The organism is Candidatus Clostridium helianthi (assembly GCF_045310795.1).
GTDB lineage: Bacteria > Bacillota > Clostridia > Clostridiales > Clostridiaceae > Clostridium > Clostridium helianthi.
Genome location: NZ_JBJIAB010000006.1, coordinates 126,436 through 152,395, shown reverse-complemented (window position 1 = coordinate 152,395; position 25,960 = coordinate 126,436). Strand labels below are relative to the sequence as shown.

Here is a 25,960-nt window from a genome sequence, read left to right as displayed (position 1 = left end):
ATGTTCAAAAAGGTAGACAAAAAGGCGAGCAGAGAAAAACGTCACCTTAGAGTTCGTAAAAAAGTTTTTGGAACTGCGGAAAGACCAAGACTTTCAGTATTTAAGAGTGAAAAGAATATATATGCACAAGTTATTGATGATATAAATGGTGTTACATTAGTAGCTGCTTCAAGTTTAGAAAAAGATTTTGCTGCAAAAGGCGGAAACAAAGAAGGTGCTAAACTTGTAGGTGAATTAGTAGCTAAAAAAGCTATAGAAAAAGGAATTGACGTAGTGGTATTTGATAGAGGCGGATACATATATCACGGAAGAATTCAAGAATTAGCACAAGCAGCTAGAGAAGCTGGCTTGAAATTCTAATTAAACAAGGAGGGAAATAAATGAGAATCGATCCTAGTACACTAGACCTTAAAGAAAAGGTTGTTTTCATAAACAGAGTTACTAAGGTTGTTAAGGGTGGTAGAAACTTCAGATTCAGCGCTCTAGTTGTTGTCGGAGACGAGAACGGACACGTTGGCGTTGGAATGGGTAAGTCAATCGAAATCCCAGAAGCAATAAAAAAAGGAATAGAAGATGCTAAGAAGAACTTAGTAAGCGTTGCAATGGTAGGAACAACAATTCCTCACCAAGTTAATGGTAAGTTCGGAACTGCAAATGTTCTAATTATGCCAGCTAAAGAAGGTACAGGAGTTATTGCTGGAGGTCCAGCAAGAGCAGTACTTGAATTAGCAGGATTAAAGGATGTTAGAGCTAAATCATTAGGTTCAAATAATCCTAATAACATGGTAAATGCAACAATAAACGGATTAGCTAGCTTAAGAACAGTAGAAGATATAGCTAAATTAAGAGGCAAATCTGTTGAAGAAATATTAGGTTAAGGAGATATTGCAATGGCTAAATTAAGAATTACATTAGTTAAGAGCTTAATAGGTAGAAAAAAAGACCATATCGCTACTGCAAATGCTCTTGGACTAACAAAGATAAGAAAAACAGTAGAACCTGAGGCAACACCTCAAGTTCAAGGTATGATAAAAAAGATTGAATATCTATTAAAAGTAGAAGAAGTATAAAAACAAGGAGGTGCACTGAATATGAAACTTCACGAATTAAAACCAGCAGCAGGTAGCAAGAAAGCACCTAAAAGAATTGGTAGAGGTACTGGTTCTGGATTAGGAAGAAATGCTGGTAAAGGTGAAAAGGGTCAAAATGCAAGATCAGGTGGTGGCGTAAGACCTGGTTTTGAAGGCGGTCAAATGCCTTTATATAGAAGACTTCCTAAGAGAGGTTTTACAAACATTTTTGCAAAGAAGATTGTTAGCATAAATCTTGACAGATTAAATATCTTTGAAAATGGTACTGAAGTTACTCCAGAATTATTACTTGAAAGAAGAGTTGTAAGTAAAGTTTTGGATGGAGTAAAGATTCTTGGAAACGGAACATTAGAAAAAAGCTTAACGGTTAAAGGATGTAAGTTCTCTAAGTCTGCTATAGAAAAGATTGAAGCAGCTGGGGGAAAAGTTGAGGTGATGTAAAGTGCTTCAAACTTTAAGCAATGCATTCAAAGTTCCTGAACTTAGAAAAAAGATTTTATGGACAGTATTATTAGTTGCAGTTTTCAGGATGGGAAGTCATATTCCTCTTCCTGGAATTAACTCTGATTTTTTAAAAAATCTATCTCAGTCTGGTGGACTATTAGGATTTTATGATATGCTTTCTGGAGGAGCTTTTAGCAGATCCAGTATATTAGCATTAGGAGTTATGCCATACATTAATGCATCAATAATAATTCAATTATTAACTGTTGCTATCCCACAATTGGAACAACTATCAAAAGAAGGAGATACTGGCAGAAAAAAGATACAAAATGCAACACGTTATGTATCTCTTGGAATAGCTTTTATCTTAGCTTATGGAATTTTTGCAACAATTTCAAGTAGTGGAGCTACAGTTGGATTAACTGCAATCCAAAAAACTATTGTTGTTTTTGCACTAGTGGTTGGAACAACATTTTGTATGTGGTTGGGTGATCAACTTACAGTTAAGGGCATTGGAAATGGTACTTCAATACTAATATTCGTTAATATAATTTCGAGAGTTCCAGCAACAATTGCTTCAATGATGACACTTCAGCAAGCAGGAAGTGCAAGTATTGTGGAAATTGTACTATTTGGAGTATTTACTGTATTTCTACTTGCTACTATACTATATTTTTCTTTATCAGAAAGAAGGATACCTGTGCAGTATGCTGGTAAATTTGCATCAGGCAATAGTAATATGGTTAAATCACAATCAACACATATACCATTAAGTATAATTGGATCGGCAGTTCTTGCTATTATATTTTCTATGTCTGTAATGGATTTTCCAAAAACTATTGCTACATTATTTGGTGGAGCAGGTGAAAGTCAAAAAGAGTGGGCAAAATGGATATTAAATAATCCTACATCTATCTTTAATCAGAAGAGTTGGATGTATATGGTACTATATGCAGTACTGACAATATTCTTTAATTGGTTTTATACTCAGATTACATTTAAACCAGATGAAATGTCTGAGAATTTGCATAAATCGGCAGGATTTGTGCCTGGAGTAAGGCCAGGTGAAGAAACCACAACATATTTTGAAAGAGTTTTAAACAGACTATCTTTTATTGGAGGTATATTAGCAGCGGTATTAGCTGTAACTCCAGTTATGATACAAAATTATACACAATTTCAAAATATAGCTTTTTCAGGAACTGGATTATTAATTGTTATAAATGTTGCGTTAGATTTTACTAGAAAAGTAGAATCACAAATGGTAGTTAGGCACTATAAAGGATTTCTTAAATAGATTAGAATAAATGGAGATGAAGCCAGTGAAGATAGTATTACTAGGTCCTCCTGGAGCTGGAAAGGGAACACAGGCTAAATCAATTAGCAATAAATATTCAATACCACATATTTCTACAGGTGATATTTTCAGAAAGAATATTTCTGAAAACACTCCCTTAGGAATAGAAGCAAAGGGTTATATTGATAACGGACAATTAGTTCCTGATGAAGTAACAATTAATATGGTTAAGGATAGACTGCAACAGGACGATTGTAAGGTCGGATATTTATTAGATGGTTTTCCTAGAACTGTGGCTCAAGCTGATGCTCTTAACAACTTTCTTGTAGATAAGAATGAACAATTAGATACCGCATTGCTTATAAAGGTACCTAATGAATTTATTCTAGAAAGAATGACTGGTAGAAGAGTATGTCCATCATGCGGAGCAAGTTATCATGTTAAATTTAATCCTCCAACAAATGAAGGAAAATGTGATTTGTGTGGAAGTGAAGTTATACAGAGAAAAGATGATACAGTTGAGACTGTAAAGGAAAGACTTGATGTATATCAGAAGGAAACACAACCGCTAATTGAATTTTACGGTGAAAAAGGCTTGCTTTCAGAAGTAGATGGCACAAAAGCTATTAATGAAGTTTTCAGAGGAATATGTGAATTGTTGGGGAACAACAAATAATGATTACTGTAAAGAATCATGATGAAATAGCCATAATGAGAAAAGCAGGTAGAATAGTAGGAGAAACATTGCTATTGCTTGAAAAAGAGGTAAAACCCGGAGTAACAACTGCAAATTTGGATAGAATAGCAGAAGAATTTATAACTAAGCATGGAGCAAAACCTTCATTTAAAGGCTTATATGGTTTTCCTTCGTCACTATGTATTTCAGTAAATGAGCAAGTAATACATGGATTCCCAGGAGAATATGTTCTTAAAGAAGGCGATATAGTTAGTATTGACTGTGGGGCGTTTTTTGATGGATTCCATGGAGATGCTGCAAGAACTTTCTCTGTAGGGGAAGTTTCAGTGGAAGCTCAAAGATTAATTGATATAACAAGAGAAAGTTTTTTCCAAGGTATAAAGTTTGCAAAACAAGGAAATAAATTAACTGATATATCACATGAGATACAAAGCTACGTAGAAGCAGCAGGTTTCTCAGTTGTAAGAGATTTTGTAGGTCATGGGATTGGGCGAAAAGTTCACGAGGATCCTAATGTACCTAATTTCGGAAAGTCTGGTAGAGGTCCGAAATTACTGGAGGGTATGGTGTTAGCAATAGAACCTATGGTTAACGCTGGTACTTATAAGGTTAAGACATTAAAAGATGGATGGACAGTTGTAACAGCGGATTCTTCTTTATCGGCACATTATGAAAATACAGTTGCAATTTTATCAGATGGACCTGAAATATTAACACTGATTAAGTAGAATAAAGAGTGTTGCTTAGTTATAAATTTGCATAATACCGTTGTGGTAGTGTTAATTTATACTAAGGTAATCATAGAGGTGAAAAATTTGCAAAACAATGACTTGATTGGAAAAGTAGTACTTTCAAAAGCAGGAAGAGATAAAGATCACTTATATGTTGTTGTTAGGCAGATAGATGATGATTATGTATTACTAGCTAATGGAGATACAAAATTAATTGAGATGCCTAAGAAGAAAAAAATTAAACACTTAAGTATTTTAGAAGATGTAGATGATGAATTATTATCATTAATAAACTCATGCGATAAGAGTACTAATTTAAAGATTAAGAGATTCCTAAAGCTTAGAGGCATTGTTAAGGAGGGTTGATTACCTTATGTCAAAAGATGATGTTATAGAAATGCAAGGTACGGTATTAGAATCTTTACCAAACGCTATGTTTCAAGTTGAACTTGAAAGTGGCCATAAGATTCTAGCACACATATCAGGTAAATTAAGAATGAACTTCATAAGAATTTTACCAGGAGATAAAGTTACAGTAGAACTTTCTCCTTATGATTTAACCAGAGGTAGAATTACATGGAGAGCAAAATAAAGTAGATATAACTTACATTGATCTACTACAAAAGTAATATGAGGAGGGTTAGCTATGAAAGTAAGACCATCAGTTAAGCCTATTTGTGAAAAGTGCAAAGTAATCAGAAGAAAAGGAAAAGTAATGGTAATCTGTGAAAATCCTAAGCACAAGCAAAAGCAAGGCTAATGATCAAGTTTACAATATTATTTACATTAAAATAAATGTAAATAATATTGACATTTCAGCAAAAGTCAAATATGATTATATAGTCGTTTAATTAATCAAAAATAAATTTTAGGGCGGCTGGCAATAGAATCGTCTATTGACCTAAAATTTTATTATAAATTATAAATCATAAATTATAAAATCAACTTTTATACATTTCAATTATCAGGAGGTGTAAATTTTAATGGCAAGAATATCAGGTATTGATCTACCAAGAGAAAAAAGAGTTGAAATAGGTTTAACATATATATATGGAATAGGATTATCAACTTCACAAAAAATCTTAGCTGTAACAGGAATTAATCCAGATACAAGAGTTAAGGATTTATCAGAAGAAGAAGTTAATGAAATCAGAACTTATATCAACAAGAATTTAATGGTTGAAGGTGACTTAAGAAGAGATGTCGCTTTAAATATCAAGAGATTAGTAGAAATAGGATCATATAGAGGAATTAGACATAGAAGAGGTCTTCCAGTAAGAGGACAAAAAACTAAGACTAATGCAAGAACTAGAAAAGGTCCTAAGAAGACAATAGCAAATAAGAAGAAATAGTAAGGAGGGAAGATAATGGCAGCTAAAACAGTTAAGAAAACTAGAAGAAGAAAAGAAAGAAAAAATGTTGAGCATGGTGCTGCACACATTAAGTCAACTTTTAATAATTCAATAGTTACTTTAACAGATGCAGTAGGAAATGCTTTATCATGGTCAAGTGCAGGAGCACTAGGTTTCAGAGGATCAAGAAAGAGTACACCATTTGCAGCTCAAATGGCAGCAGAAACTGCAGCTAAAGTAGCAATGGAACACGGCTTAAAAAGTATAGAGGTTTATGTTAAAGGACCTGGTTCAGGAAGAGAAGCAGCTATAAGATCCTTACAAGCAGCAGGACTAGAAGTAACTTTGATTAAAGATGTTACTCCAATACCACATAATGGTTGTAGACCACCAAAGAGAAGAAGAGTCTAATATAAATGTAGTAATAGGAGGTGTAATTTAATGGCAAGATATACTGGCGCTACATGTAGATTATGTAGAAGAGAAGGTATGAAACTTTTCCTTAAAGGTGATAGATGTTTTACAGATAAGTGTGCTTTCGTTAGAAGAAGCTATGCACCAGGACAACATGGAGCTAACAAAAAGAAAGTATCAAACTATGGTGTTCAATTAAGAGAAAAGCAAAAAGCAAGAAGAATTTATGGCATATTAGAAGGCCAATTTAGAACATATTATGAAAAAGCTGAGCATATTAAAGGTATAACAGGTGAAAACTTACTTAAATTACTAGAAATGAGACTTGATAACATAGTTTATAGATTAGGTTATGGTTCATCAAGAAATGAGGCAAGACAATTAGTGACTCACGGACATTTCTTAGTAAATGGTAAAAAGGTTGACATTTGTTCATATCATGTTTCAGTTAACGATGTAATTACTGTATGCGAAAAGAGCAGATCAAGTGAAAAGTTTAAAACTTTTGTTGAAAATCCAAAAACTTTACCAAAATGGTTAGAAGCTAATGTTGATAACTATGAAGGAAAAGTAGTTGCAGAGCCATCAAGAGAAGATATAGATGTGCCTGTTAACGAAACACTTATTGTTGAGTTATACAGTAAATAATATATTTATATTTGTTAGAGAAATTTATCACAATATATGCAAATATAGAATCAGTTGCCCTCATAATAAGGTTGCCATTTTTAAAATAAGGAGGGTTTGTCAATGTTAGAAATCGAAAAGCCAATAATAGAATGTATAGAAGCTAATGAAGATGGTACTTATGGTAAGTACGTTGTTGAACCACTTGAAAGAGGATACGGTATTACATTAGGAAATGCCCTAAGAAGAATATTATTATCATCTCTTCCAGGAGTTGCAACAACCTCTGTCAAAATTGATGGTGTGCTTCATGAGTTTTCTACTGTTCAAGGAGTTAAAGAAGATGTTACTGAATTAATTCTTAATATCAAATCATTAGCTCTAAGAATGAATGGTGAAGGTCCAAAAGTTATTTATATTGATGCTAAAGGACCAGGAGAAGTTACTGGAGCAGATATAAAGACTGATGGTGATGTTGAAGTTGTTAATAAGAATTTACATATTGCAACTTTAGATAACGATGGAAGACTTTATATGGAATTGACAGTTAATAAGGGAAGAGGATATGTTACTCAAAATAAAAATAAGAGTGATGAATTGCCTATTTCAGCTATAGCAGTTGATTCTATTTATACACCAGTAAAAAGAGTTAATTTTACTGTTGATAATACAAGAGTTGGTCAAATTACTGATTATGATAAATTAACTTTAGAAATTTGGACTAATGGTACTATAAAAATAGATGAAGCTATTAGTTTATCAGCAAAGATACTTATTGAACATTTTAAATTATTCATGTCATTAACAGATAATACTAATGATGTTGAAATAATGATAGAAAAAGAAGACGATAAGAAAGAAAAAGTCCTAGAAATGACTGTAGAAGAACTTGATTTATCAGTTAGATCATATAACTGTTTAAAGAGAGCTGGAATTAATACAGTACAAGAACTTGCCACAAAGTCGATGGATGATATGATGAAGGTAAGGAATTTAGGAAAGAAATCTTTAGAAGAAGTTGAAAGAAAGCTTAAGGAATTAGGTTTAGCACTAAAACTAAGCGAGGAGTAAGGAGGTAAATCCATGGCAGGTTATCGTAAACTAGGTCTTCCTACAGACCAAAGAAAAGCTATGCTAAGAAATCTTGTTACTAGTCTATTAAAACATGGTAAAATCGAAACAACTGAAACAAGAGCTAAAGAAACTAGATCATTAGCAGAAAAAATGATTACTCTTGGAAAAAGAGGAGATCTTCATGCTAGAAGACAAGTATTATCTTATGTTCAAGAAGAATTAGTTGTTAAGAATTTATTTGATAATGTAGCTCCAAAGTATGCTGAGAGAAACGGCGGATATACAAGAATAATTAAAAAAGGTCCTAGAAGAGGGGACGGAGCTGAGATAGTAATACTTGAATTAGTATAATACTAATGGGGGATTAAGTTTAAACTTAATCCCCATTTTGACATAGAAAATAAAATTTTAACTTAATTTATTATAGAGATGTTTTCTTACTCAAGATATATATTTTTTTGTTGAATATGCTGGATTTTGAGATATAATGAAAATAATAATTTAATATCAAAGACAACTATGTTGTTAATGAAAAACATTTGTATAATATATTAAAACTATAAAACATCATGGGGAGGTACACTATGAGTGATGCGATGATAAAGTGTGCAAAAGTATCTTTTAAATATGTAAAGGATACAGAAGGAGTTAAGCAAGAAAAATATGCAATAAAAGATGTAGATTTGGAGGTAAAAAGGGGGGAGTTTTTAGTAGTTTTAGGACATAATGGATCAGGTAAATCAACAATAGCTAAGCATATGAATGCATTGGTCGTACCATCAGAGGGAACAGTGATTGTAGATGGCTTGGATACTAGTAAAATGGAGAATGTATGGGAGATTAGATCTAGAGCAGGAATGGTGTTTCAAAATCCTGATAACCAATTAGTTGCTACTATAGTAGAAGAAGATGTAGCTTTTGGACCAGAGAATTTAGGAATAGAACCATTAGAAATAAGAAAAAGAGTCGATGAAAGTCTAGAGAAAGTTGGAATGAGCAAATATAAAAGGCATGCACCACATCTTTTATCTGGTGGACAAAAGCAAAGAATTGCTATAGCAGGAATACTTGCAATACAACCTGAATGTATAATTTTTGATGAGCCGACAGCAATGTTGGATCCATCAGGTAGAAGGGAAGTTCTAAAAACCATAAATGAATTAAATAAAATTCATGGTATTACTATTGTATTGATAACACACTACATGGATGAGGCAGCTCAAGCTGATAGAATTGTAGTAATGGATGGTGGAAGTGTAAAAATGGAGGGGACTCCTAGAGAAATTTTTCCTCAGGTAGAGCGAATGAAAAAGATAGGTTTAGACGTTCCACAGGTTACTGAATTAGCTTATGAGCTAAAAAAGGCAGGAATAGATATAAACGAAAAAATATTAAATGTGGATGAGATGGTGAATGAATTATGTCAATTAAAGTAGAAAATTTAACACACATATATATGCCTAAGAGTCCATTTGAAAAGACTGCATTGGACAATGTGTCTTTAGAAATAAAAGATGGAGAATTTGTAGCACTAATTGGGCATACTGGCTCTGGTAAATCTACTTTAATACAACATTTTAATGGTTTACTAGAAGCAACTAGTGGAGAAATAATTGTTGATGGAACAAATATTACTGATAAAAAAGCAAAGCTTACGGATATAAGAAAAAAGGTTGGCTTGGTATTTCAGTATCCGGAATATCAAATTTTTGAGGAAACTATAGCCAAGGATATTGAATTTGGGCCTAGAAATTTAGGTCTTTCAGATAGTGAAATTAATGAGAGAGTAATTAGGGCCATGGAAATGGTTGGTCTGGACTATGAGACTTATAAAGATAGGTCGCCATTTGACTTAAGTGGCGGTCAGAAGAGAAGAGTAGCAATTGCAGGGGTTATAGCAATGCAACCTACAACACTAATATTGGATGAGCCTACGGCAGGGTTAGATCCAAAGGGTAGAGATGATATATTAGATCAGATAAGAAAGCTACATGAGGATTATAATATGACTATAATTATAGTTAGTCATAGTATGGAGGATGTTGCAAAGATTGCAGAAAGAATTATTGTGATGAATGGTGGAAAAGTAGCACTACAAGGAACTCCAGCAGAAGTATTTAAAGAAGTTGATGTGCTAGAGAAGATAGGACTTGGCGTCCCTCAGGTAACATATCTAATAAGAGAACTAAGAAAAAAAGGATTTGACATTCCAGATAATATATTTACGATAGAGGAAGCAAAAAAGCAACTTTTGTCTACTTTGAGGATAAATAAAGTGAAAGGGGAATAGACAAAATTATGTTGAAGAATATTACAATAGGACAATATTTACCTGGAGAGTCATTTGTTCATAAGTTAGATCCTAGAACAAAGATACTTATATCAATACTTTTTATTGCGTGTTTATTTATCATAAATAAATTTATAGGTTATACTTTTGTGGTTGTTTTTTTACTAGCTATAATATTGATCGCAAAGGTGCCATTTAGGTTTATTTTTAATGGATTGAAGCCAATTTTTCTATTGATAGTATTAACAGCTGCTCTAAACATATTTATGGTTAGGGGCGCTGAAGGGACAGAAGTTTTTAGCATTGGATTTTTAAAGGCATATCCAGAGGGGTTAAGTATTGCAGCATTTATGGCAATAAGACTAATTCTATTAATAGTAGGAACATCACTGTTAACATTAACAACATCTCCAATTGAGTTAACTGATGGAATCGAAAAATTATTAAGGCCAATTGGAAAAGAAATGGCTCATGAACTTGCTATGATGATGACAATAGCCTTACGATTTATACCTACTTTAATAGATGAAACGGATAAAATAATGAAAGCTCAGAAGGCTAGAGGTGCTGATTTTGAGTCAGGTGGAATAATAAAAAAGGCTAAGAGTTTAGTACCATTATTAGTGCCTTTATTTATCAGTTCATTTAGAAGAGCAGATGAATTAGCAATGGCAATGGAAGCAAGAGGCTATAGAGGTGGTGCTGGGCGAACTAGAATGAAAATACTTGAGTTTTCGTATAGGGATCTGGTTGCTTTTATTGTATTTTGTATTTTAGTTTTATGGTGCATAGCGGTAAGATTCATTATGCTATAGGAGTAAGATAACTTAAATGAGAAATATAAAATTAATTATTGAGTTTGATGGAAGTAACTTTTGCGGGTGGCAAAGGCAACCCAAAGGCAGAACTGTTCAAAAAGTAATAGAAACAGCAATATTTAAGGCTACTGGAGAGGAAATTATGATTAATGGAAGTTCCAGGACTGATGCAGGTGTTCATGCAAGGGAAATGGTTGCAAACTTTCTGACTAATTCTTCAATACCTGGAGATAAGTTTAGAGAAGCTATTAATACAAGACTGCCAGAAGATGTATCTATAATTAAATCAGAAGAAGTAAGTGAAGATTTTCATGCAAGATATTCATCAAAGGGAAAGACATACTCTTACACAATTGTAAATAGATATGAAAGGTTATCTTTAGGTCATCAATATCTGTATCATTATAAGTATAAATTGGATATAAATGAGATGAGAAGAGCATGTGAATATTTTATAGGGAGACATGACTTTAGGGCGTTTATGTCTCCTGGAAGCTCAATAAAAACTACAACAAGAACTATTCAGGATCTCTATATAGAGCAAAATGGAGATGAAATAAAAATATTTATTACGGCTGATGGATTTTTGTATAATATGGTGAGAATAATAGTAGGTACGTTAATAAAGATTGGAAATGGAAAACTAGAAGCGGAAAATATAAAAGATATAATAGAAGAAGGAAATAGAAAAAAAGCAGGAATGTGCGTACCGCCAAACGGATTAATATTAGAAAAAGTTTTCTATTAAATCATAAAAATGTGTTGACACGCCCGTGTGCGTGTATTATAATAGGTTTGTTTGTTAAAACATTTATGTATATAAGATCCACTAGCCCCGGGTCTTGACATAAAAAATCTTACTTAAAATAATGAGTAAAGAATTAATGTAAGTTCAGGGAGGGAAACAGATGAAATCATACATTGCTAAAGCAAGTGAAATTGAAAGAAAATGGTATGTAGTTGATGCTGCTGGTAAGCCACTAGGTAGAGTTGCTAGCCAAGTTGCTTCAATTTTAAGAGGTAAAAATAAACCAACATTTACACCTAATGTTGACTGCGGAGATTTTGTTATTGTAATTAATGCAGAAAAGGTAGTTTTAACTGGTAAGAAATTAGATCAAAAATTAATGAGAAAGCATAGTCTTTACCCAGGCGGATTAAAAGAAACTCCTTATAGAGTAGTATTAGATAAAAAGCCTGAATTTGCTTTTGAAGAAGCAGTAAGAAGAATGCTTCCAAACGGTGTTTTAGGAAGACAAATGTTAAAGAAATTAAATGTATATAGGGGTGCAGAACATAATCATGCAGCTCAAAAACCAGAAGTACTAGAATTAAGATACTAATACGATCTCGGGAGGAGGAAAAAGAAATGGCAAAAGTTCAATACATGGGAACTGGAAGAAGAAAGAAATCAGTTGCAAGAGTAAGACTTGTACCAGGAAGTGGTAAGGTTCTTGTAAATAAAAGAGAAATAGAAAACTTTTTTGGTTTAGAAACATTAAGAGTTATCGTAAACCAACCATTAGTTTTAACTGGAACTAAGGATAGATTTGACGTTTTAGTAAATGTTCACGGTGGTGGATTTACAGGTCAAGCAGGAGCTATTAGACATGGTATAGCTAGAGCATTAGTTAAATCTGATGAAGCTTTAAAGCCAGAATTAAAGAAGGCTGGATTCTTAACAAGAGACCCAAGAATGAAAGAAAGAAAGAAATACGGTCTTAAAGCAGCAAGAAGAGCTCCACAATTCTCAAAGAGATAATATTTGGAGATCAAAAATCCCACAAACGCGGTGTTTGTGGGATTTTTATTTTATATAGAAATATGTAATCTTTAATGAACAAATACAAATAATAGTTATTACATGCCTAATAATGCGGTTCTCGTGCTATTCCTTAATATAGTTATAAACTCTTCCATTATATATATGTTGAAACTAAATCTATATATTTTGCCTTAACTGAATTCTTTAGCTATTAGAATTCTAAATGTAACTTCATTATTAGAATACATATATATGTATTTTAATAAGTCCTAAATAATATAATTTATTCTTTATAAAATTATTAACATTTCTATATATGGTAATTGAAGGTAGATTCCAATTGATTAAATATTTCAGATATTATATTAAAAAATTGTAGTGAGATATCTATTGAGTGTTCCATAAAATATCTCTAATAAAAAAATAAAAATTTACTAATATAAATGAATTTGAATAATTAAGAGTGTATAGCAAACAATACACTATGTAAGTCTAAATGATTTGGAGGAATAATTTTATGAGAATGAAAAAATGGATAGCATTGTTCTGCATATTTTGCTTAATGTCTGGAATCCCAGTAAGAACAAATTCCGAAGAAAATAAAGATAAAAGGATAATATTAATAGATCCTGGTCATGGAGGAATTGATGGTGGGGCAAAATCAAAGAGTGGAACTATAGAGAAGGATATAAATTTATCTATATCTTTAAAGTTAAAAAAGGAGTTGGAGGATGCTGGATATGCTGTGTATATGACAAGAGAGGGAGATTCTCAATTGGATGCGAAGAAAGTTAAAGATCTCAATGCCAGATGTCAAATGAAGAAGGATGTTAAATGTGATGCATTTATATCTATACATCAGAATATGTTTCCACAGTCCAGTTGCTTTGGGTCTCAAGTTTGGTATTCATCGAATGAGATCAGCAAGTCTTTAGCAGAAAATATTCAAGCGTCACTTAAAGAAACAATAAATGATAATAATAAGAGAGTTCCCAAGGCAGCAAAGGAACAATATAGAATACTTAGAGATGGATATGAGGGTGCATGTGTTCTCGTAGAATGTGGCTTTTTATCTAATTATGAGGAAGAGCAAAAACTAAAAAGTGATGAACATCAGGACAAAATAGCAAAAGGAATAACAGCTGGTATCAATAAATATTTTGAAAGTAAAGATAGCTAGTTATTTAAATTCATAAAAATAGGACCAACTTTTATGCTGTTTTTTGGATAGTCATAAGAGTGATATAATTTGTCTACTAATAAAAAAAGATTATACAATAGCAAACAGGTTAAAAGAACAATTAAAAAGTAAATTAGTATAGTTAGGAATTTATCTAAATTTTTAGGGTTCATAAATTAACCTCTCAAATATATAAAATAATTATATATGTTGCAATTGAATTCCTGCATTTTTAAAATTCAATACTTGGCTTACAAGTATTTTAAATGTAAGCCAGTTATTGCAACATATATATATAATTATAGTAGTAATGAACTATAATTATGAGCGATAAATTTAAAAATAGAGAAAGTATTTAGTAATATTAAACAGAAAAATACTAAAAATGATTATATAGAATGCTCCGTTTATGATTATGATGTACAGTATATACTGCAATTGCTTGCATGGAGGTCTGAGAATTATTGGATTAAATAAAATTTATTTGGGGTTGTAAATAGTAAGAAATACTTTTAAACTTATATGTAGTAATAAGTATAAATGTATAGTTTATAAGCGATAATAAAGGAGCTGTAAGAATGAGAGAAATAAATGTTGAACTTATAACAGAAGCTATTAAAAATTTATCAATTGAAGCTAATTATTTCTTAGGATCAGATATTAATGATGCATTATTAAATGCTAAGAAAGAAGAACCATGGAAATTAGCATCCGATGTTTTAGATAAGATATTAATAAATTCAGAAATTGCAAGAAATGAAAAAATGCCTATGTGCCAAGATACTGGAATGGCATGTGTATTTATTGAAATAGGACAAGATGTCCATTTAGTTGGTGGAAGGATTGAAGATGCGATTAATGAAGGTGTACGTAGGGGATATGAGGAAGGATTTCTAAGAAAATCGGTAGTAAAAGATCCGATAAGAAGGGTTAATACAAAGGATAACACTCCAGCTATAATATATTATGACATAGTGGATGGCGATAAGGTTAAGATCATATTAGCGCCAAAGGGATTTGGTTCCGAAAATATGAGCAAAATAGGTATGCTAAAGCCATCAGATGGACTGGATGGAGTGAAGAAGTTCATAATAGATACAGTTAAAGCGGCAGGACCTAACCCATGCCCTCCTATGGTAATAGGTGTTGGAATTGGAGGGACTTTTGATAAGGCAGCATACTTAGCTAAGAAAGCATTATTAAGACCCATCAATATAAGGAATGAAGATGAATTTTACAAGGAATTAGAATTGGAATTATTACAAGAAGTAAATAAATTAGGAATTGGCCCACAAGGTTTCGGAGGTAAAACAACTGCATTAGGATTAAATATAGAGACTTATTCAACGCATATTGCGGGGTTACCTGTTGCGGTAAATATAAATTGTCATGCTACTAGACATAAAGAGGTAATACTATAAAAACTATAATTTAAATAAGATATATATAAGTTCTAAATAACATAGCTAATTCTTTATGAATTATCTAACTTTCATTATTTGACTATTTATAGATAAGCAATTCAAGAATTTTACTTATACATTGGATTAGTTCTTCAATTTACTTGAGTTAGTATAATGAATATGCCAAATTTATAATTTGGTTATCTATATAAGATTAAGCTGTGATGAATTAAACTTTTTAGAGTTATATATTTTATTGGAAGTCTAATCAGTAAGAATGTATTAGAAATAAAAATTGAAATTATATGTATGATTGGAGAAAAGGTATGGAAATTAAATTAGAGACACCTCTTAATGAAGAAAAGATACGACAATTAAAAGCAGGAGATAGTATTTTGTTAAGTGGGATAATATATTCTGCTAGAGATGCCGCACATAAAAGATTAATAGAATTACTTGATGAAGGGAAGGAACTGCCTTTTAATATAAAAGATCAGGTTATATACTATGTTGGACCATCACCAGCTAAGCCAGGTACTGTTATAGGATCTGCTGGTCCAACAACTAGCTACAGAATGGATGCTTATGCACCTAAATTAATGGACATTGGACTAAAAGGAATGATAGGTAAAGGTGCAAGAAACGATGAAGTAATTAGTTCAATCAAAAGGAATGAGGCAGTATACTTTGGAGCAATTGGAGGGGCGGCTGCATTAATAGGAAAAAGTATTACTAAGTCTGAAATAATCGCTTATGAAGATTTAGGCGCTGAAGCTATAAGAAAAATGGAGGTTAAGGATATGCCTCTAGTTGTTATTATAGATGCTCAAGGAAATAACTTGTATGAAATTGGTCAAAGAGAATATTTAGATTCGGTAAAATAAAATGAAGTTATATATTAAGCCGTATTAAAAGGAGAAATATATGAGCAGAATTAAGTTACCAGGAAAAGAGAAAAATAAAAGAATACTATTATTTGTGCTAGTGCTAATAGCATTGGGGATAATAGCTCATGAATTTATAGAAAATAGAAATAGCAAGGATAAGAAATATAAAGAAGAAAAAGAAATAATAATGCCTGAGGGAACGCAACAATCAGATAATAATGTAGCCAATAAAGAACTAGAAAGTATAGATATGAAGGATGATTCTAAAAAGGCTGTTAATGATAAAACAAATGAAAAGTCTAGTTATTCGGAAAGGGAAAATGAATTATACGATGAAGCATATAATTTATTTTTTTCACATAAGTACACTGAGTCAATTAGCAAAGCAGATTTGCTTATAAATGAATTTCCAAGTAATGCAATGGGATATAATATAAGAGGAATTGCGAAGTCTTATAATGGAGATTTTAATAGTGGTATAGATGATATAGATAAGGCATTAAGTATTGATAATAACTATGGATATGCAAGGTTTAATAAAGCACTTACATATGAATTATATGGAAGAATGGATGACGCACTTGAATGGTATAATAAGGCTTTAGATGTTGAAGATTATGAATGGAGTTATTATGGTATAGCATCTATTTATGGAAGAAGAGGAGATATAAAAAATACAATGCTATATTTGAATAAAGCAATACAAATGGATGAATCAATAAAGGATATAGCAAAAGAAGAGCATGATTTTGATCCAGTTAAAAATTCAGAAGAATTTCAAAAAGCAGTGTATAATTAATTTAATATTAGAAGATAAGTTCATTATAAAACAATATTATGTAAGACGTGGACTTTAGGAGGAATTTGTATGTTCAATGTATTAGTAGTTGATGACGAAAAGGAAATACGAGATGCAATTGAAATATATTTAAGAGGCGAAAATTTAAAAGTATTTAAGGCTGAGGATGGATTGGAAGCTTTAGATATTCTTGAAAAAGAAAAGATACATTTAATTATACTAGATATAATGATGCCTAGATTTGATGGGATACGTACTTGTTTAAAGATAAGAGAAAGTCAAAACTTACCTATAATAATGTTATCTGCAAAGGGCGAAGATTCAGATAAAATATTAGGATTAAATGTAGGGGCGGATGATTATATAACTAAACCATTTAACCACTTAGAATTGGTAGCAAGAGTTAAATCTCAATTAAGAAGATATGAGAAACCGCTAAATGTGGAAGAGGGTAAGGATATAATTAAAGTTAAAGATTTGGTAATAGATACTGTTGCAAAAAAGATTACTTTGCGAGGAGAAGATGTTAAGGTAACAGCTACAGAATACAAAATATTATATTTGCTAGCATCAAACTTAGGAAAAGTATTTTCTATTAAAGAGATATACGAAAACGTGTGGGAAGAAATATTTTACAAAAGTGAAAATACAGTAACCGTACATATTAGGAGAATAAGAGAAAAAATTGAAATAAACACAAAAGAGCCTGAATATATCAAGGTGGTGTGGGGGATTGGATACAAGATTGAAAAGGAAGATTAACCTATATTTTAGTAGCATTTATTTAGTTGATATAATAATTGTAGCATTGATAACATTATTTTTACTTTCAATATTGGGTGATTATATACAAATTAATAGGTCACAACACAGTTTAGCAGTTAATAGAATTAAAAGTGATTTAAGAGGACTAATTTTCTTAGCTGTTATATATGTGGCGTTTATTACAAAGATTATTTTCATATTGAAAAAGAATCAAAATTCACCTAGAATACAATCTGATTTTGTTAATAATGTGATTTTTGTAATTAAAAATGGGTTTCATTATAAAGAAACAAGGAGCAAATTAATAATATCGATTGCATTAGCATTGATATTATTAATTGCATATTTATATTTTCTTGCTACTGGAGGATATGAAAATAATATATTTGTGAAGTTCTTCCAAACGTATCCATTTAAAGGAAGTGTATTTGTTATTATAATATTATTTTTCACTATGATGTATGCATTAAAGAAGACTCTAGACATAATAGTGGTAAATGATGCACTTAGAAGAGTTAGTGAAGGAAATTTGCAAGATGATATTAAATTGGATGGATCGCCTGCGATAAAAGAGCTTGCAAAAAATATTAACTTAATAAAAGCGGGATATAAGGAAATATTAGAAAATGGTGTTCACAATGAGAAACTGAAAACAGAATTAATATCGAATGTATCGCATGACTTAAAGACGCCTTTAACATCAATTATAAATTATGTTAACATACTAAAGAATAGTGATATAACAGAGGAAGAAAGAGAAGAATACTTATTAATATTAGAGAGAAAGTCGCTAAAATTAAAAGTATTAATTGAAGATTTATTTGAAATGTCAAAAATCAATAGTGGGAAAATTAAATTAAATAGAGAGTTAATAGACATACTATCATTAATACATCAAGGGATAGGTGAATATAGTACTTTATATGAGGAAAAAAATATTTCCTTTAAAGTAACAAGTGAAGAAGATGCTGTATATATGGAACTTGATGGAAAGATGATGTCAAGAGCCTTAGAAAATATAATAATTAATTCACTAAAGTATTCAATGAGCAATACTAGGGTTTATATTAATGTAAAAATAGATGGTGATTTTGTTAATGTCGGCGTGAAAAATATTGCTAATTACGAAATGGATTTTAATGAAGACGAAATGTTTGAAAGATTTGCAAGAGGAGATAAGTCTAGAAATTCTAAAGTAGAAGGTTCTGGATTAGGTCTAGCAATCACAAAGAGTATAGTTGAACTTCATGGTGGAGAAGTTAAAATAAAAAAAGAAGGAGATATGTTTAAAATTTATCTTATGCTTCCAATAAATAAGGGATAAAAAATATTAATAAATAAATTTTATCAATTAGGTAGTTAATCTATAGAAAACTAAAGATTAGCTACTTTTTTCATATATATCTATAAATTTTAAGGTTTTACAATTATGATGCTAACAATTATAATATACGATATGTTGTATAGAAAAATTAAATTACATACAAAAAACACAATATGTAGTAGGGAGAGATAATTGAATGTCGCTTTTGAGTGAATTATGCAAAGATGCTATTAATGCAATTAAAGATAATGAGGGACTTTATACAGAAGATAAACTATTAGATGCTTTAAATCCAATTATAAGAAAAGATATGAATAAAAGAGAAATAAGAAATTCATTGATACAAGTAGCGCTGGAATTAACTACAGATATGGAGCCTAATTGGCAATATGTAGCAGCTAGAGCGTATACATATGAACTTTATGATAGAGTTAGAAGTTCTAGAAATTTAGAGGAGGATAAGAATTTATACCAGAATTATTACGAATTTATTGAATCTCTAACTGAAAGAGGTCTTTATGGAGAATATATTTTGAAGAATTACTCAAGAGATGATATTTTAGAACTGGAGAAGGATATAAAGCCGGAAAGGGATTTTCTATTTAATTATAGTGGAATCAATCTTTTAGCAAGCAGATACTTAGTTCAAGATTATAATAGAAGCCCTATAGAGCTTCCTCAACAAATGTTTATGGGAATAGCTATGCATCTTGCAATTCCAGAGAAAGAAGAAAATAGAGTATATTGGGCAAAGAGATTTTATGATGTACTTAGTTCGTTAAAAGCCACTATGGCAACTCCAACAATCTCTAATGCACGAAAGCCATTTTATCAATTAAGTTCATGCTTTATAGATTCAGTGGAAGATAGTTTAGAGGGAATCTATAAATCGCTTGATAATTTTGCTAAAGTATCTAAATTTGGCGGTGGAATGGGCATATATATGGGAAAAATTAGAGCATTAGGTTCACCAATAAGAGGCTTTAAGGGAGCATCTGGAGGGGTAATACCATGGGTTAAATTATTTAATGATACAGCAATAGCTGTAGATCAGCTAGGTGTTAGAAATGGCTCAGTGGCAATATGGCTAGATGCATGGCATAAGGATATTCCTGAGTTTCTTCAAATAAGAACTAATAATGGGGATGATAGAAAAAAGGCACATGATGTATTTCCAGGCATATGCTACCCCGATTTATTTTGGAGGCTTGCTGAAAATGATATAGATGCTAATTGGTATATGATGTGTCCACATGAGATTAAGACCATTAAAGGATATGCATTAGAAGACTTTTATGGAGAGCAATGGGAAAAAAAGTATTATGAATGTGTAAGTGATGAGCGAATAGAGAAAAGAGTAATGTCAGTAAAAGATTTAGTGAGATTAATCATAAAGAGTGCGGTTGAAACAGGAGCACCATTCGCATTTTATAGAGATATGACAAATAAAATGAATCCGAATAAGCATAAAGGAATGATATATTCATCAAATTTATGTACTGAAATCATGCAGAATATGAGTCCGATGAAGATACAAAAGAGTCAAATTATTAGTGATAAAGATGAATATGCTGTGGTTGAGAAAATAATACCAGGAGATTTTGTTGTATGTAATCTTTCATCAGTAGTACTTGGAAATATAGATGTATGTAATGATGAAGAGGTGGAATATGTTGTTGAAACTCAGATTAGAGCAATGGATAATGTAATTGACTTAAACTATTATTCAGTTCCTTTTGCTGAGATTACGAACAAAAAGTATAGGGCGATAGGTCTTGGGACTAGTGGGTATCATCATATGCTTGTTAACAATAAGATACATTGGACGGAAGAAGAACATAAAAGTTTTGTGGATAAAGTTTATGAGAAGATAAACTACTATGCTATAAAAGCCAGTATGAACATATCAAAAGAAAAAGGATGCTATGAATTGTTTAAGGGATCTGATTGGGATACTGGAGAGTATTTTAAACTAAGAAACTACAATAGCTCTAAATGGAATGAACTAAAGGAGCTAGTTCATGAATTTGGAACTAGAAATGGATATTTAATTGCAGTAGCACCAAATGGTTCGACGGCAACAATTGCAGGAACAACAGAAGGAATTGATCCTATTATGGCAAGATTCTATTTAGAAGAGAAAAAGGGAAGTATAATTCCTAAGACTGCACCAAATCTCTCAGAAGATAATTATTGGTATTATAATTCGGCTTATAATATAGAACAAATGTGGTGTGTTAAAATGAACGGAATACGTCAGAGGCATATAGATCAAGGTCAATCCTTTAATCTTTATATAACGAGTAGCTATACAATGAGGCAAATAATGAACTTATATATAGAGGCATGTAAATGTGGCGTTAAATCTATATATTATGTCAGATCAAAATCATTAGAAGTGACAGAATGTGAAACTTGTTCAGCGTAAGAGTACTTTGTAATCTATGGATAAATAGTTGGCAGTAGGGTTTATACATAGTGAGATTGATAAACGAGAACTCAAATTTTATATTTGGGTTCTCAAGCTAATTAAGTTCTTTGATATTACTTGGTTATTTGAACTTATGAAAAATAAAATATATGAATAATTATGATTTGTTAAGATATAAAATGTTTAGAATTAATTGCTATATAACTAACATACGTTAGCTATATAGTACTTAGAGAATAGGAGTGCAGATATGACTATAAATAAAAAACCTCTTTTTAATGAATTGGGAGATAGAGAAATCAGTAAAAAGAGAATTATAAACGGGAATACTACAAACTTAAATGATTTTAATAATATGAAATATAGCTGGGTCTCAGACTGGTATAGGCAAGGAATGAATAATTTCTGGATACCGGAGGAAGTAAATCTTTCACAAGATTTAAAGGATTATCAAAACCTATTAGAAGAAGAAAGAATTGCATATGATAAGATATTGTCATTTTTAATATTTCTAGATTCTATACAAACAGCAAACTTAAGTAATATAAATAATTATATTACAGCAAGTGAGATAAATCTTTGTTTAACAATTCAAAGTTTTCAAGAAGCAGTACATTCGCAAAGCTATAGCTACATGCTTGATAGCATATGTTCTCCTGAAAAAAGGAATGAAATATTATATCAATGGAAAGATGATGAGATACTCTTAAAAAGAAATAAATTCATAGGAGACTTATACAATGAATTTATAGAGAATCCAACGGAATACAATTTATTAAGAACACTTATGGCTAATTACATATTAGAAGGTATATATTTTTATTCTGGATTTATGTTCTTCTATAACCTGGAGAGAAATGGTAAGATGCCAGGATCAGCACAAGAAATTAGGTATATAAATAGGGATGAAAATACTCATCTTTGGCTTTTTAGAAATATTATAAAAGAGCTACAAAATGAAAATCCAGAGTTATTTACTGAAGAGGTAAAAAATGAATTAAGAAATATGATGAAGATTGGTGTAGAACAAGAAATTTTATGGGGACATTATGTTATAGGAGATAAGATACAAGGAATAAATAAGCAACTAATTGAAAATTATATTAAATATTTAGGAAATAAAAGGTTGAAAGAAATAAATTTATCTCCATTATTCAAAGAACAAGATAAGAACCCAGCTTCATGGGTAGATGCTCTATCAAATGCAAATTCTGTTAAAACTGATTTCTTTGAAGCAAGGTCTACAGCGTATGCAAAAGTGACAACTTTAATTGATGATTTATAAATAGATTTATAAAATATAGAAAATAATAGGAAATAAGTAGTAATAGATAAATGAGGGAATACTTTTTTTAGTAAAAATCATAAAAAACGATTAAATTTAAGTTAATTTTTTTGTGAATTATGTTATAATAGAAAAGGTTTATACTTAAAATAAAACTTGCAAATACACGAATTAATGTAAGAAATACTTACTTAATAAATGAAATTTACAATCAAGGAGGAGTTCCATATTATGAAAAAAGGTATTGCTGCTTCTAAAGGATATGCAATAGGAAAAGTATTTTTACAAGAGCATGAGGAAATCATTATAAATGACAGTAAAATTGCAGATATAGATGCAGAAAAAGCAAAAATGCAAAAAGCATTAGATGATTCTAAAGTACAATTAGAAGCTATTAAGGATAAGGCAGAAAAAGAAATGGGTGCAGAGAAGGCAGCTGTATTTGAAGCACACATTACATTATTAGATGACCCAGAATTTACTGGAGCAATGATGATGGAAATTGAAAACAATAGTATAAATGGATTAAAGGCTATTGAGAGTGTTGCTAATACTTTTGTTGCTATATTTGAATCTATGGATAATGAATATATGAGAGAAAGAGCTGCTGATATTAAAGATGTATCTAAGAGAATATTATCAAATTTTGCAGGTAAGGGCGGAGATTCTTTTGCAATTACTGAAGAAAACACAGTAGTTGTAGCTCACGATTTAACTCCATCTGATACAGCAGGATTAGATAGAACTAAGGTTGTTGGATTTATAACTAATATAGGTGGAAGAACTTCACATGCAGCTATAATGGCTAGAACTTTAGAAATTCCAGCAGTACTTGGATTAGGTGATATAACTACAGCTGTTAAAACAGGAGATGCAGTTATAGTTGATGGAATAACAGGAGATGTTATTATAAATCCATCAGAAGAAGTTTTAGCAGAATATAGAGAGAAAAAAGCAAAATTCCAAGCAGAACAAGAAGAATTAAAGAAATTAATAGATGTTAAAACAACTACTAAATCAGGTAGAAGAATAGAAGTTTGCGGAAACATTGGTAAACCAGAGGATGTACTAGGTGTTTTAGCAAATGGTGGAGACGGTGTAGGATTATTCAGAACAGAGTTCTTATATATGGATAGAGATAGTGCTCCAACAGAAGATGAACAATATGAATCATATAAATTCGTTCTTGAAAAAATGGAAGGTAAACAAGTTGTTATAAGAACTTTAGATATCGGAGGAGATAAAACGCTTCCATATTTACCATTGCCAGAAGAAATGAATCCATTCTTAGGATATAGAGCAATAAGACTTTGTTTAGACAGAAAAGACATATTTAAAGTTCAGTTAAGAGCATTACTTAGAGCTTCTATATATGGAAATCTTGCAGTTATGTTCCCAATGATTTCTGGGCTAGAAGAATTTGAGCAAGCAAAAGAAGTTGTTGAAGAATGTAAAGCAGAATTAAAGGCTGAAGGAAAAGAATATTCAGAAAAGATCCAATGGGGTATAATGGTTGAAATTCCAGCAGCAGCAGTTTATGCAGATGAATTAGCTAAGCATGTTGATTTCTTCTCAATAGGAACTAATGACTTAATTCAATACACATTAGCAGCTGATAGAATGAGCGAAAAAGTTTCATATCTTTATAATCCAATGCATCCAGCAGTATTAAGATTAATAAAGATGACTATTGATGGAGCTCATAAACACGGTAAGTGGGTTGGAATGTGTGGAGAAATGGCTGGAGATGAAGCAGCTATCCCAACATTAGTTGAATATGGATTAGATGAATTCTCAATGAGTGCTACATCAATCTTAAATGCTAAAAAAATAATGTTAGAACAAGAATAATATATAATATATCGTTTATGTAATTAAGGCTATCTCAAAATTAATTGAGGTAGCTTTAATTTTTATATTTAATTATTATAATTGAGTGCGATATAATAGATATTATGAACTAGTAAAACATATTGCATTAAGAATTACAAAGGGGAATTTTATGAATAAGAAGGTTAAAAGGGCTCATGATAAAGCTATGAGTTACTATGAGATGGGACAAATAGATAAAGCTTTAGAAATATGTGAAGATATATTATTAGAAGGGTTGGATAACCCAAATGTATTAAACTTTAAAGGGCTTTTATTATATCAAAAGGGTAATTTAGACGAAGCAGTTACAGCATGGAAAATGAATAGTGATTTAAATAATGATAGTAGTGCAAAAAGTTACATAAATGATTCAATTTTAGATAGAAAGAGATTAGAGTTATATAGGCAGGGTGAACAGGCATTAAAGCAGTTAAAGATCGATAAAGCATTAAATATATTTATGAGATGTGCAGAAAGTGATTTTAATTCTATTAAGGTGAATACTGGAATTGCTATGTGCTATCAGAAGAAAGGTGATTTCTACAGAGCAAGAGAATATGCAGAGAAAGCACTAAATGTCGATAAAAATGCAATTACAGCGAAAAATATTGAGAAGGAATTGAAAGACAGTGGAACATTTATAGAAGAAAGAAGCTCATCAAAGGGTTTAATTGGAATAATAATTATGGTTATAGTGGCTGCTATTGTAGTGGGTGGATATACAGTTATATCAAAATATAAAAGTTTAAATAATACCGTTGAAGAAACAACGAAAGATGAAAGTGATATTAATAAAGAAGCTGATACATATGAGGTAAAGGATAATACAGAATCTGCTCCAGAGACATTAAAAGAAGAAGTAAAAGATGAACATAATAATATTAACTTTAATAAGGATAAGATGATAGCATTAATAAATAACAATGATTTAGATGGTATATATGAACAAATAAAGGATATTAAACAGGAATCTATAAATAGTGATGATCAAGAAGTATATAAGCAAGCTGTTGATTTAATAAAAGATCAAGGGGTTTCAAGCTTTTATGAAAATGGATTAAAGAGTTTTAATGAAAATAAATATTCAGATGCTAAAGTTTTTTTAGATAAAGCGTATGCATACTGTGAAGGGAATAGTTTAAAAGAACATATATTATTTTATAGAGCAAGTAGCTCTTCAAAGCTATCTGACAACTCTGCAGCTATAAAGCAATATGAGGAATATTATAGTCAGTATCCTAATGGTGTATATGTAGAGGAAACGCTATATGATCTAGCATTATTAAACAGTCCTATAAATAAGGATAAGAGTAAGCAGTATGCAAATATACTAATAAATAATTATCCAGATTCAATGTATGCTAATAATAATATAAAAAATATAATTAATGAATAAGAAATAAGTTTCAAATTA

Annotated in this window: 31 protein-coding genes; all 31 read left to right on the top strand. The window is 31.0% G+C overall.

Going from position 1 to position 25,960, the window contains the following annotated elements:
* The 31 genes from rplR to ACJDTP_RS06975 all read left to right on the top strand — a co-directional run bounded on the left by rplR (nucleotide 1) and on the right by ACJDTP_RS06975 (nucleotide 25,942).
* Nucleotides 1-360 (top strand): 50S ribosomal protein L18, encoded by a 360-nt coding sequence (gene rplR / locus ACJDTP_RS07125; RefSeq protein WP_011967522.1) that lies wholly within the window; start codon nucleotides 1-3, stop codon nucleotides 358-360.
* A 20-nt stretch (nucleotides 361-380) separates the two neighbouring features.
* Nucleotides 381-878, top strand: a complete 498-nt coding sequence (gene rpsE / locus ACJDTP_RS07120; RefSeq protein ID WP_011967523.1) for a 30S ribosomal protein S5 — start codon at nucleotides 381-383, stop codon at nucleotides 876-878.
* 12 nt (nucleotides 879-890) lie between these two features.
* On the top strand, nucleotides 891-1,070 hold the full coding sequence (gene rpmD, locus ACJDTP_RS07115; protein ID WP_011967524.1) for a 50S ribosomal protein L30: 180 nt from the start codon (nucleotides 891-893) through the stop codon (nucleotides 1,068-1,070).
* A 21-nt stretch (nucleotides 1,071-1,091) separates the two neighbouring features.
* Nucleotides 1,092-1,532: a 50S ribosomal protein L15 gene (gene rplO / locus ACJDTP_RS07110; RefSeq protein WP_011967525.1), complete on the top strand. Its 441-nt coding sequence runs from the start codon at nucleotides 1,092-1,094 to the stop codon at nucleotides 1,530-1,532.
* Nucleotide 1,533: 1 nt separating this feature from the next.
* Nucleotides 1,534-2,832, top strand: coding sequence for a preprotein translocase subunit SecY (gene secY / locus ACJDTP_RS07105; protein WP_077842560.1), 1,299 nt, complete (start codon nucleotides 1,534-1,536; stop codon nucleotides 2,830-2,832).
* A gap of 25 nt (nucleotides 2,833-2,857) precedes the next feature.
* On the top strand, nucleotides 2,858-3,508 hold the full coding sequence (locus tag ACJDTP_RS07100) for an adenylate kinase (RefSeq protein ID WP_011967527.1): 651 nt from the start codon (nucleotides 2,858-2,860) through the stop codon (nucleotides 3,506-3,508).
* Nucleotides 3,508-4,257 carry a type I methionyl aminopeptidase gene (gene map, locus ACJDTP_RS07095; protein WP_023974816.1) on the top strand — a complete coding sequence of 250 codons (750 nt, stop codon included), beginning with the start codon at nucleotides 3,508-3,510 and terminating at the stop codon, nucleotides 4,255-4,257. The genes ACJDTP_RS07100 and map overlap by 1 nt, the downstream gene beginning before the upstream one ends.
* An 87-nt stretch (nucleotides 4,258-4,344) precedes the next feature.
* Nucleotides 4,345-4,626, top strand: coding sequence for a KOW domain-containing RNA-binding protein (locus tag ACJDTP_RS07090; protein ID WP_011967529.1), 282 nt, complete (start codon nucleotides 4,345-4,347; stop codon nucleotides 4,624-4,626).
* A gap of 7 nt (nucleotides 4,627-4,633) precedes the next feature.
* Nucleotides 4,634-4,852, top strand: coding sequence for a translation initiation factor IF-1 (infA, locus tag ACJDTP_RS07085; protein WP_002582630.1), 219 nt, complete (start codon nucleotides 4,634-4,636; stop codon nucleotides 4,850-4,852).
* A 54-nt stretch (nucleotides 4,853-4,906) separates the two neighbouring features.
* A complete protein-coding gene (rpmJ, locus tag ACJDTP_RS07080) occupies nucleotides 4,907-5,020 on the top strand; it encodes a 50S ribosomal protein L36 (RefSeq protein WP_003156543.1) in 114 nt (37 codons plus the stop codon).
* A 223-nt stretch (nucleotides 5,021-5,243) separates the two neighbouring features.
* Entirely contained in the window at nucleotides 5,244-5,612 is a 369-nt protein-coding gene (gene rpsM / locus ACJDTP_RS07075) for a 30S ribosomal protein S13 (protein ID WP_011967530.1), read from the top strand.
* Between the two features lie 15 nt (nucleotides 5,613-5,627).
* Nucleotides 5,628-6,023 (top strand): 30S ribosomal protein S11, encoded by a 396-nt coding sequence (rpsK, locus tag ACJDTP_RS07070; protein WP_011967531.1) that lies wholly within the window; start codon nucleotides 5,628-5,630, stop codon nucleotides 6,021-6,023.
* 30 nt (nucleotides 6,024-6,053) lie between these two features.
* The gene (gene rpsD / locus ACJDTP_RS07065) at nucleotides 6,054-6,674 is read left to right on the top strand and encodes a 30S ribosomal protein S4 (RefSeq protein ID WP_011967532.1); all 621 of its coding nucleotides are present in this window, start codon (nucleotides 6,054-6,056) and stop codon (nucleotides 6,672-6,674) included.
* Between the two features lie 102 nt (nucleotides 6,675-6,776).
* Nucleotides 6,777-7,724: a DNA-directed RNA polymerase subunit alpha gene (locus tag ACJDTP_RS07060; protein WP_041893472.1), complete on the top strand. Its 948-nt coding sequence runs from the start codon at nucleotides 6,777-6,779 to the stop codon at nucleotides 7,722-7,724.
* A gap of 12 nt (nucleotides 7,725-7,736) precedes the next feature.
* Nucleotides 7,737-8,078 carry a 50S ribosomal protein L17 gene (gene rplQ, locus ACJDTP_RS07055; protein ID WP_041893475.1) on the top strand — a complete coding sequence of 114 codons (342 nt, stop codon included), beginning with the start codon at nucleotides 7,737-7,739 and terminating at the stop codon, nucleotides 8,076-8,078.
* Between the two features lie 233 nt (nucleotides 8,079-8,311).
* Complete coding sequence (locus tag ACJDTP_RS07050; RefSeq protein WP_077842559.1) at nucleotides 8,312-9,163, top strand: energy-coupling factor transporter ATPase; 852 nt, start codon at nucleotides 8,312-8,314, stop codon at nucleotides 9,161-9,163.
* Nucleotides 9,148-10,017 (top strand): energy-coupling factor transporter ATPase, encoded by an 870-nt coding sequence (locus ACJDTP_RS07045; RefSeq protein ID WP_078116890.1) that lies wholly within the window; start codon nucleotides 9,148-9,150, stop codon nucleotides 10,015-10,017. Before ACJDTP_RS07050 ends, ACJDTP_RS07045 begins: the two co-directional genes overlap by 16 nt.
* A gap of 8 nt (nucleotides 10,018-10,025) precedes the next feature.
* Nucleotides 10,026-10,832, top strand: a complete 807-nt coding sequence (locus tag ACJDTP_RS07040) for an energy-coupling factor transporter transmembrane component T family protein (protein WP_017209692.1) — start codon at nucleotides 10,026-10,028, stop codon at nucleotides 10,830-10,832.
* Between the two features lie 16 nt (nucleotides 10,833-10,848).
* On the top strand, nucleotides 10,849-11,583 hold the full coding sequence (gene truA / locus ACJDTP_RS07035) for a tRNA pseudouridine(38-40) synthase TruA (protein WP_077842557.1): 735 nt from the start codon (nucleotides 10,849-10,851) through the stop codon (nucleotides 11,581-11,583).
* Between the two features lie 160 nt (nucleotides 11,584-11,743).
* Nucleotides 11,744-12,178: a 50S ribosomal protein L13 gene (gene rplM, locus ACJDTP_RS07030; RefSeq protein WP_011967539.1), complete on the top strand. Its 435-nt coding sequence runs from the start codon at nucleotides 11,744-11,746 to the stop codon at nucleotides 12,176-12,178.
* A 26-nt stretch (nucleotides 12,179-12,204) separates the two neighbouring features.
* Nucleotides 12,205-12,597 (top strand): 30S ribosomal protein S9, encoded by a 393-nt coding sequence (gene rpsI / locus ACJDTP_RS07025; RefSeq protein ID WP_008426638.1) that lies wholly within the window; start codon nucleotides 12,205-12,207, stop codon nucleotides 12,595-12,597.
* 520 nt (nucleotides 12,598-13,117) lie between these two features.
* A complete protein-coding gene (gene cwlD / locus ACJDTP_RS07020) occupies nucleotides 13,118-13,780 on the top strand; it encodes an N-acetylmuramoyl-L-alanine amidase CwlD (protein ID WP_077842556.1) in 663 nt (220 codons plus the stop codon).
* Between the two features lie 578 nt (nucleotides 13,781-14,358).
* Complete coding sequence (locus ACJDTP_RS07015; RefSeq protein ID WP_023974811.1) at nucleotides 14,359-15,201, top strand: fumarate hydratase; 843 nt, start codon at nucleotides 14,359-14,361, stop codon at nucleotides 15,199-15,201.
* Between the two features lie 308 nt (nucleotides 15,202-15,509).
* Nucleotides 15,510-16,067, top strand: coding sequence for a Fe-S-containing hydro-lyase (locus tag ACJDTP_RS07010; RefSeq protein ID WP_077842554.1), 558 nt, complete (start codon nucleotides 15,510-15,512; stop codon nucleotides 16,065-16,067).
* A 40-nt stretch (nucleotides 16,068-16,107) separates the two neighbouring features.
* Nucleotides 16,108-16,869 carry a tetratricopeptide repeat protein gene (locus ACJDTP_RS07005; protein ID WP_270566979.1) on the top strand — a complete coding sequence of 254 codons (762 nt, stop codon included), beginning with the start codon at nucleotides 16,108-16,110 and terminating at the stop codon, nucleotides 16,867-16,869.
* A 69-nt stretch (nucleotides 16,870-16,938) separates the two neighbouring features.
* On the top strand, nucleotides 16,939-17,631 hold the full coding sequence (locus ACJDTP_RS07000) for a response regulator transcription factor (RefSeq protein ID WP_023974808.1): 693 nt from the start codon (nucleotides 16,939-16,941) through the stop codon (nucleotides 17,629-17,631).
* Complete coding sequence (locus tag ACJDTP_RS06995) at nucleotides 17,603-18,958, top strand: sensor histidine kinase (RefSeq protein WP_078116894.1); 1,356 nt, start codon at nucleotides 17,603-17,605, stop codon at nucleotides 18,956-18,958. The genes ACJDTP_RS07000 and ACJDTP_RS06995 overlap by 29 nt, the downstream gene beginning before the upstream one ends.
* A gap of 196 nt (nucleotides 18,959-19,154) precedes the next feature.
* A complete protein-coding gene (locus ACJDTP_RS06990) occupies nucleotides 19,155-21,386 on the top strand; it encodes a ribonucleoside-diphosphate reductase subunit alpha (protein ID WP_406760846.1) in 2,232 nt (743 codons plus the stop codon).
* 253 nt (nucleotides 21,387-21,639) lie between these two features.
* Entirely contained in the window at nucleotides 21,640-22,674 is a 1,035-nt protein-coding gene (locus ACJDTP_RS06985; protein WP_077842550.1) for a ribonucleotide-diphosphate reductase subunit beta, read from the top strand.
* A 231-nt stretch (nucleotides 22,675-22,905) separates the two neighbouring features.
* Nucleotides 22,906-24,525 (top strand): phosphoenolpyruvate--protein phosphotransferase, encoded by a 1,620-nt coding sequence (gene ptsP / locus ACJDTP_RS06980; protein WP_017209683.1) that lies wholly within the window; start codon nucleotides 22,906-22,908, stop codon nucleotides 24,523-24,525.
* Nucleotides 24,526-24,676: 151 nt separating this feature from the next.
* The gene (locus tag ACJDTP_RS06975) at nucleotides 24,677-25,942 is read left to right on the top strand and encodes a tetratricopeptide repeat protein (protein WP_406760845.1); all 1,266 of its coding nucleotides are present in this window, start codon (nucleotides 24,677-24,679) and stop codon (nucleotides 25,940-25,942) included.
* The last annotated feature ends 18 nt before the right edge of the window (nucleotides 25,943-25,960 follow it).

Coding starts and splice junctions, on each gene's coding strand:
- rplR (WP_011967522.1), top strand. CDS start 1: ATGTTCAAAAAGGTAGACAAAAAGGCGAGCAGAGAAAAACGTCACCTT.
- rpsE (WP_011967523.1), top strand. CDS start 381: ATGAGAATCGATCCTAGTACACTAGACCTTAAAGAAAAGGTTGTTTTC.
- rpmD (WP_011967524.1), top strand. CDS start 891: ATGGCTAAATTAAGAATTACATTAGTTAAGAGCTTAATAGGTAGAAAA.
- rplO (WP_011967525.1), top strand. CDS start 1,092: ATGAAACTTCACGAATTAAAACCAGCAGCAGGTAGCAAGAAAGCACCT.
- map (WP_023974816.1), top strand. CDS start 3,508: ATGATTACTGTAAAGAATCATGATGAAATAGCCATAATGAGAAAAGCA.
- infA (WP_002582630.1), top strand. CDS start 4,634: ATGTCAAAAGATGATGTTATAGAAATGCAAGGTACGGTATTAGAATCT.
- rpmJ (WP_003156543.1), top strand. CDS start 4,907: ATGAAAGTAAGACCATCAGTTAAGCCTATTTGTGAAAAGTGCAAAGTA.
- rpsM (WP_011967530.1), top strand. CDS start 5,244: ATGGCAAGAATATCAGGTATTGATCTACCAAGAGAAAAAAGAGTTGAA.
- rpsK (WP_011967531.1), top strand. CDS start 5,628: ATGGCAGCTAAAACAGTTAAGAAAACTAGAAGAAGAAAAGAAAGAAAA.
- rpsD (WP_011967532.1), top strand. CDS start 6,054: ATGGCAAGATATACTGGCGCTACATGTAGATTATGTAGAAGAGAAGGT.
- ACJDTP_RS07060 (WP_041893472.1), top strand. CDS start 6,777: ATGTTAGAAATCGAAAAGCCAATAATAGAATGTATAGAAGCTAATGAA.
- rplQ (WP_041893475.1), top strand. CDS start 7,737: ATGGCAGGTTATCGTAAACTAGGTCTTCCTACAGACCAAAGAAAAGCT.
- ACJDTP_RS07050 (WP_077842559.1), top strand. CDS start 8,312: ATGAGTGATGCGATGATAAAGTGTGCAAAAGTATCTTTTAAATATGTA.
- ACJDTP_RS07045 (WP_078116890.1), top strand. CDS start 9,148: ATGTCAATTAAAGTAGAAAATTTAACACACATATATATGCCTAAGAGT.
- ACJDTP_RS07040 (WP_017209692.1), top strand. CDS start 10,026: ATGTTGAAGAATATTACAATAGGACAATATTTACCTGGAGAGTCATTT.
- truA (WP_077842557.1), top strand. CDS start 10,849: ATGAGAAATATAAAATTAATTATTGAGTTTGATGGAAGTAACTTTTGC.
- rplM (WP_011967539.1), top strand. CDS start 11,744: ATGAAATCATACATTGCTAAAGCAAGTGAAATTGAAAGAAAATGGTAT.
- rpsI (WP_008426638.1), top strand. CDS start 12,205: ATGGCAAAAGTTCAATACATGGGAACTGGAAGAAGAAAGAAATCAGTT.
- cwlD (WP_077842556.1), top strand. CDS start 13,118: ATGAGAATGAAAAAATGGATAGCATTGTTCTGCATATTTTGCTTAATG.
- ACJDTP_RS07015 (WP_023974811.1), top strand. CDS start 14,359: ATGAGAGAAATAAATGTTGAACTTATAACAGAAGCTATTAAAAATTTA.
- ACJDTP_RS07010 (WP_077842554.1), top strand. CDS start 15,510: ATGGAAATTAAATTAGAGACACCTCTTAATGAAGAAAAGATACGACAA.
- ACJDTP_RS07005 (WP_270566979.1), top strand. CDS start 16,108: ATGAGCAGAATTAAGTTACCAGGAAAAGAGAAAAATAAAAGAATACTA.
- ACJDTP_RS07000 (WP_023974808.1), top strand. CDS start 16,939: ATGTTCAATGTATTAGTAGTTGATGACGAAAAGGAAATACGAGATGCA.
- ACJDTP_RS06990 (WP_406760846.1), top strand. CDS start 19,155: ATGTCGCTTTTGAGTGAATTATGCAAAGATGCTATTAATGCAATTAAA.
- ACJDTP_RS06985 (WP_077842550.1), top strand. CDS start 21,640: ATGACTATAAATAAAAAACCTCTTTTTAATGAATTGGGAGATAGAGAA.
- ptsP (WP_017209683.1), top strand. CDS start 22,906: ATGAAAAAAGGTATTGCTGCTTCTAAAGGATATGCAATAGGAAAAGTA.
- ACJDTP_RS06975 (WP_406760845.1), top strand. CDS start 24,677: ATGAATAAGAAGGTTAAAAGGGCTCATGATAAAGCTATGAGTTACTAT.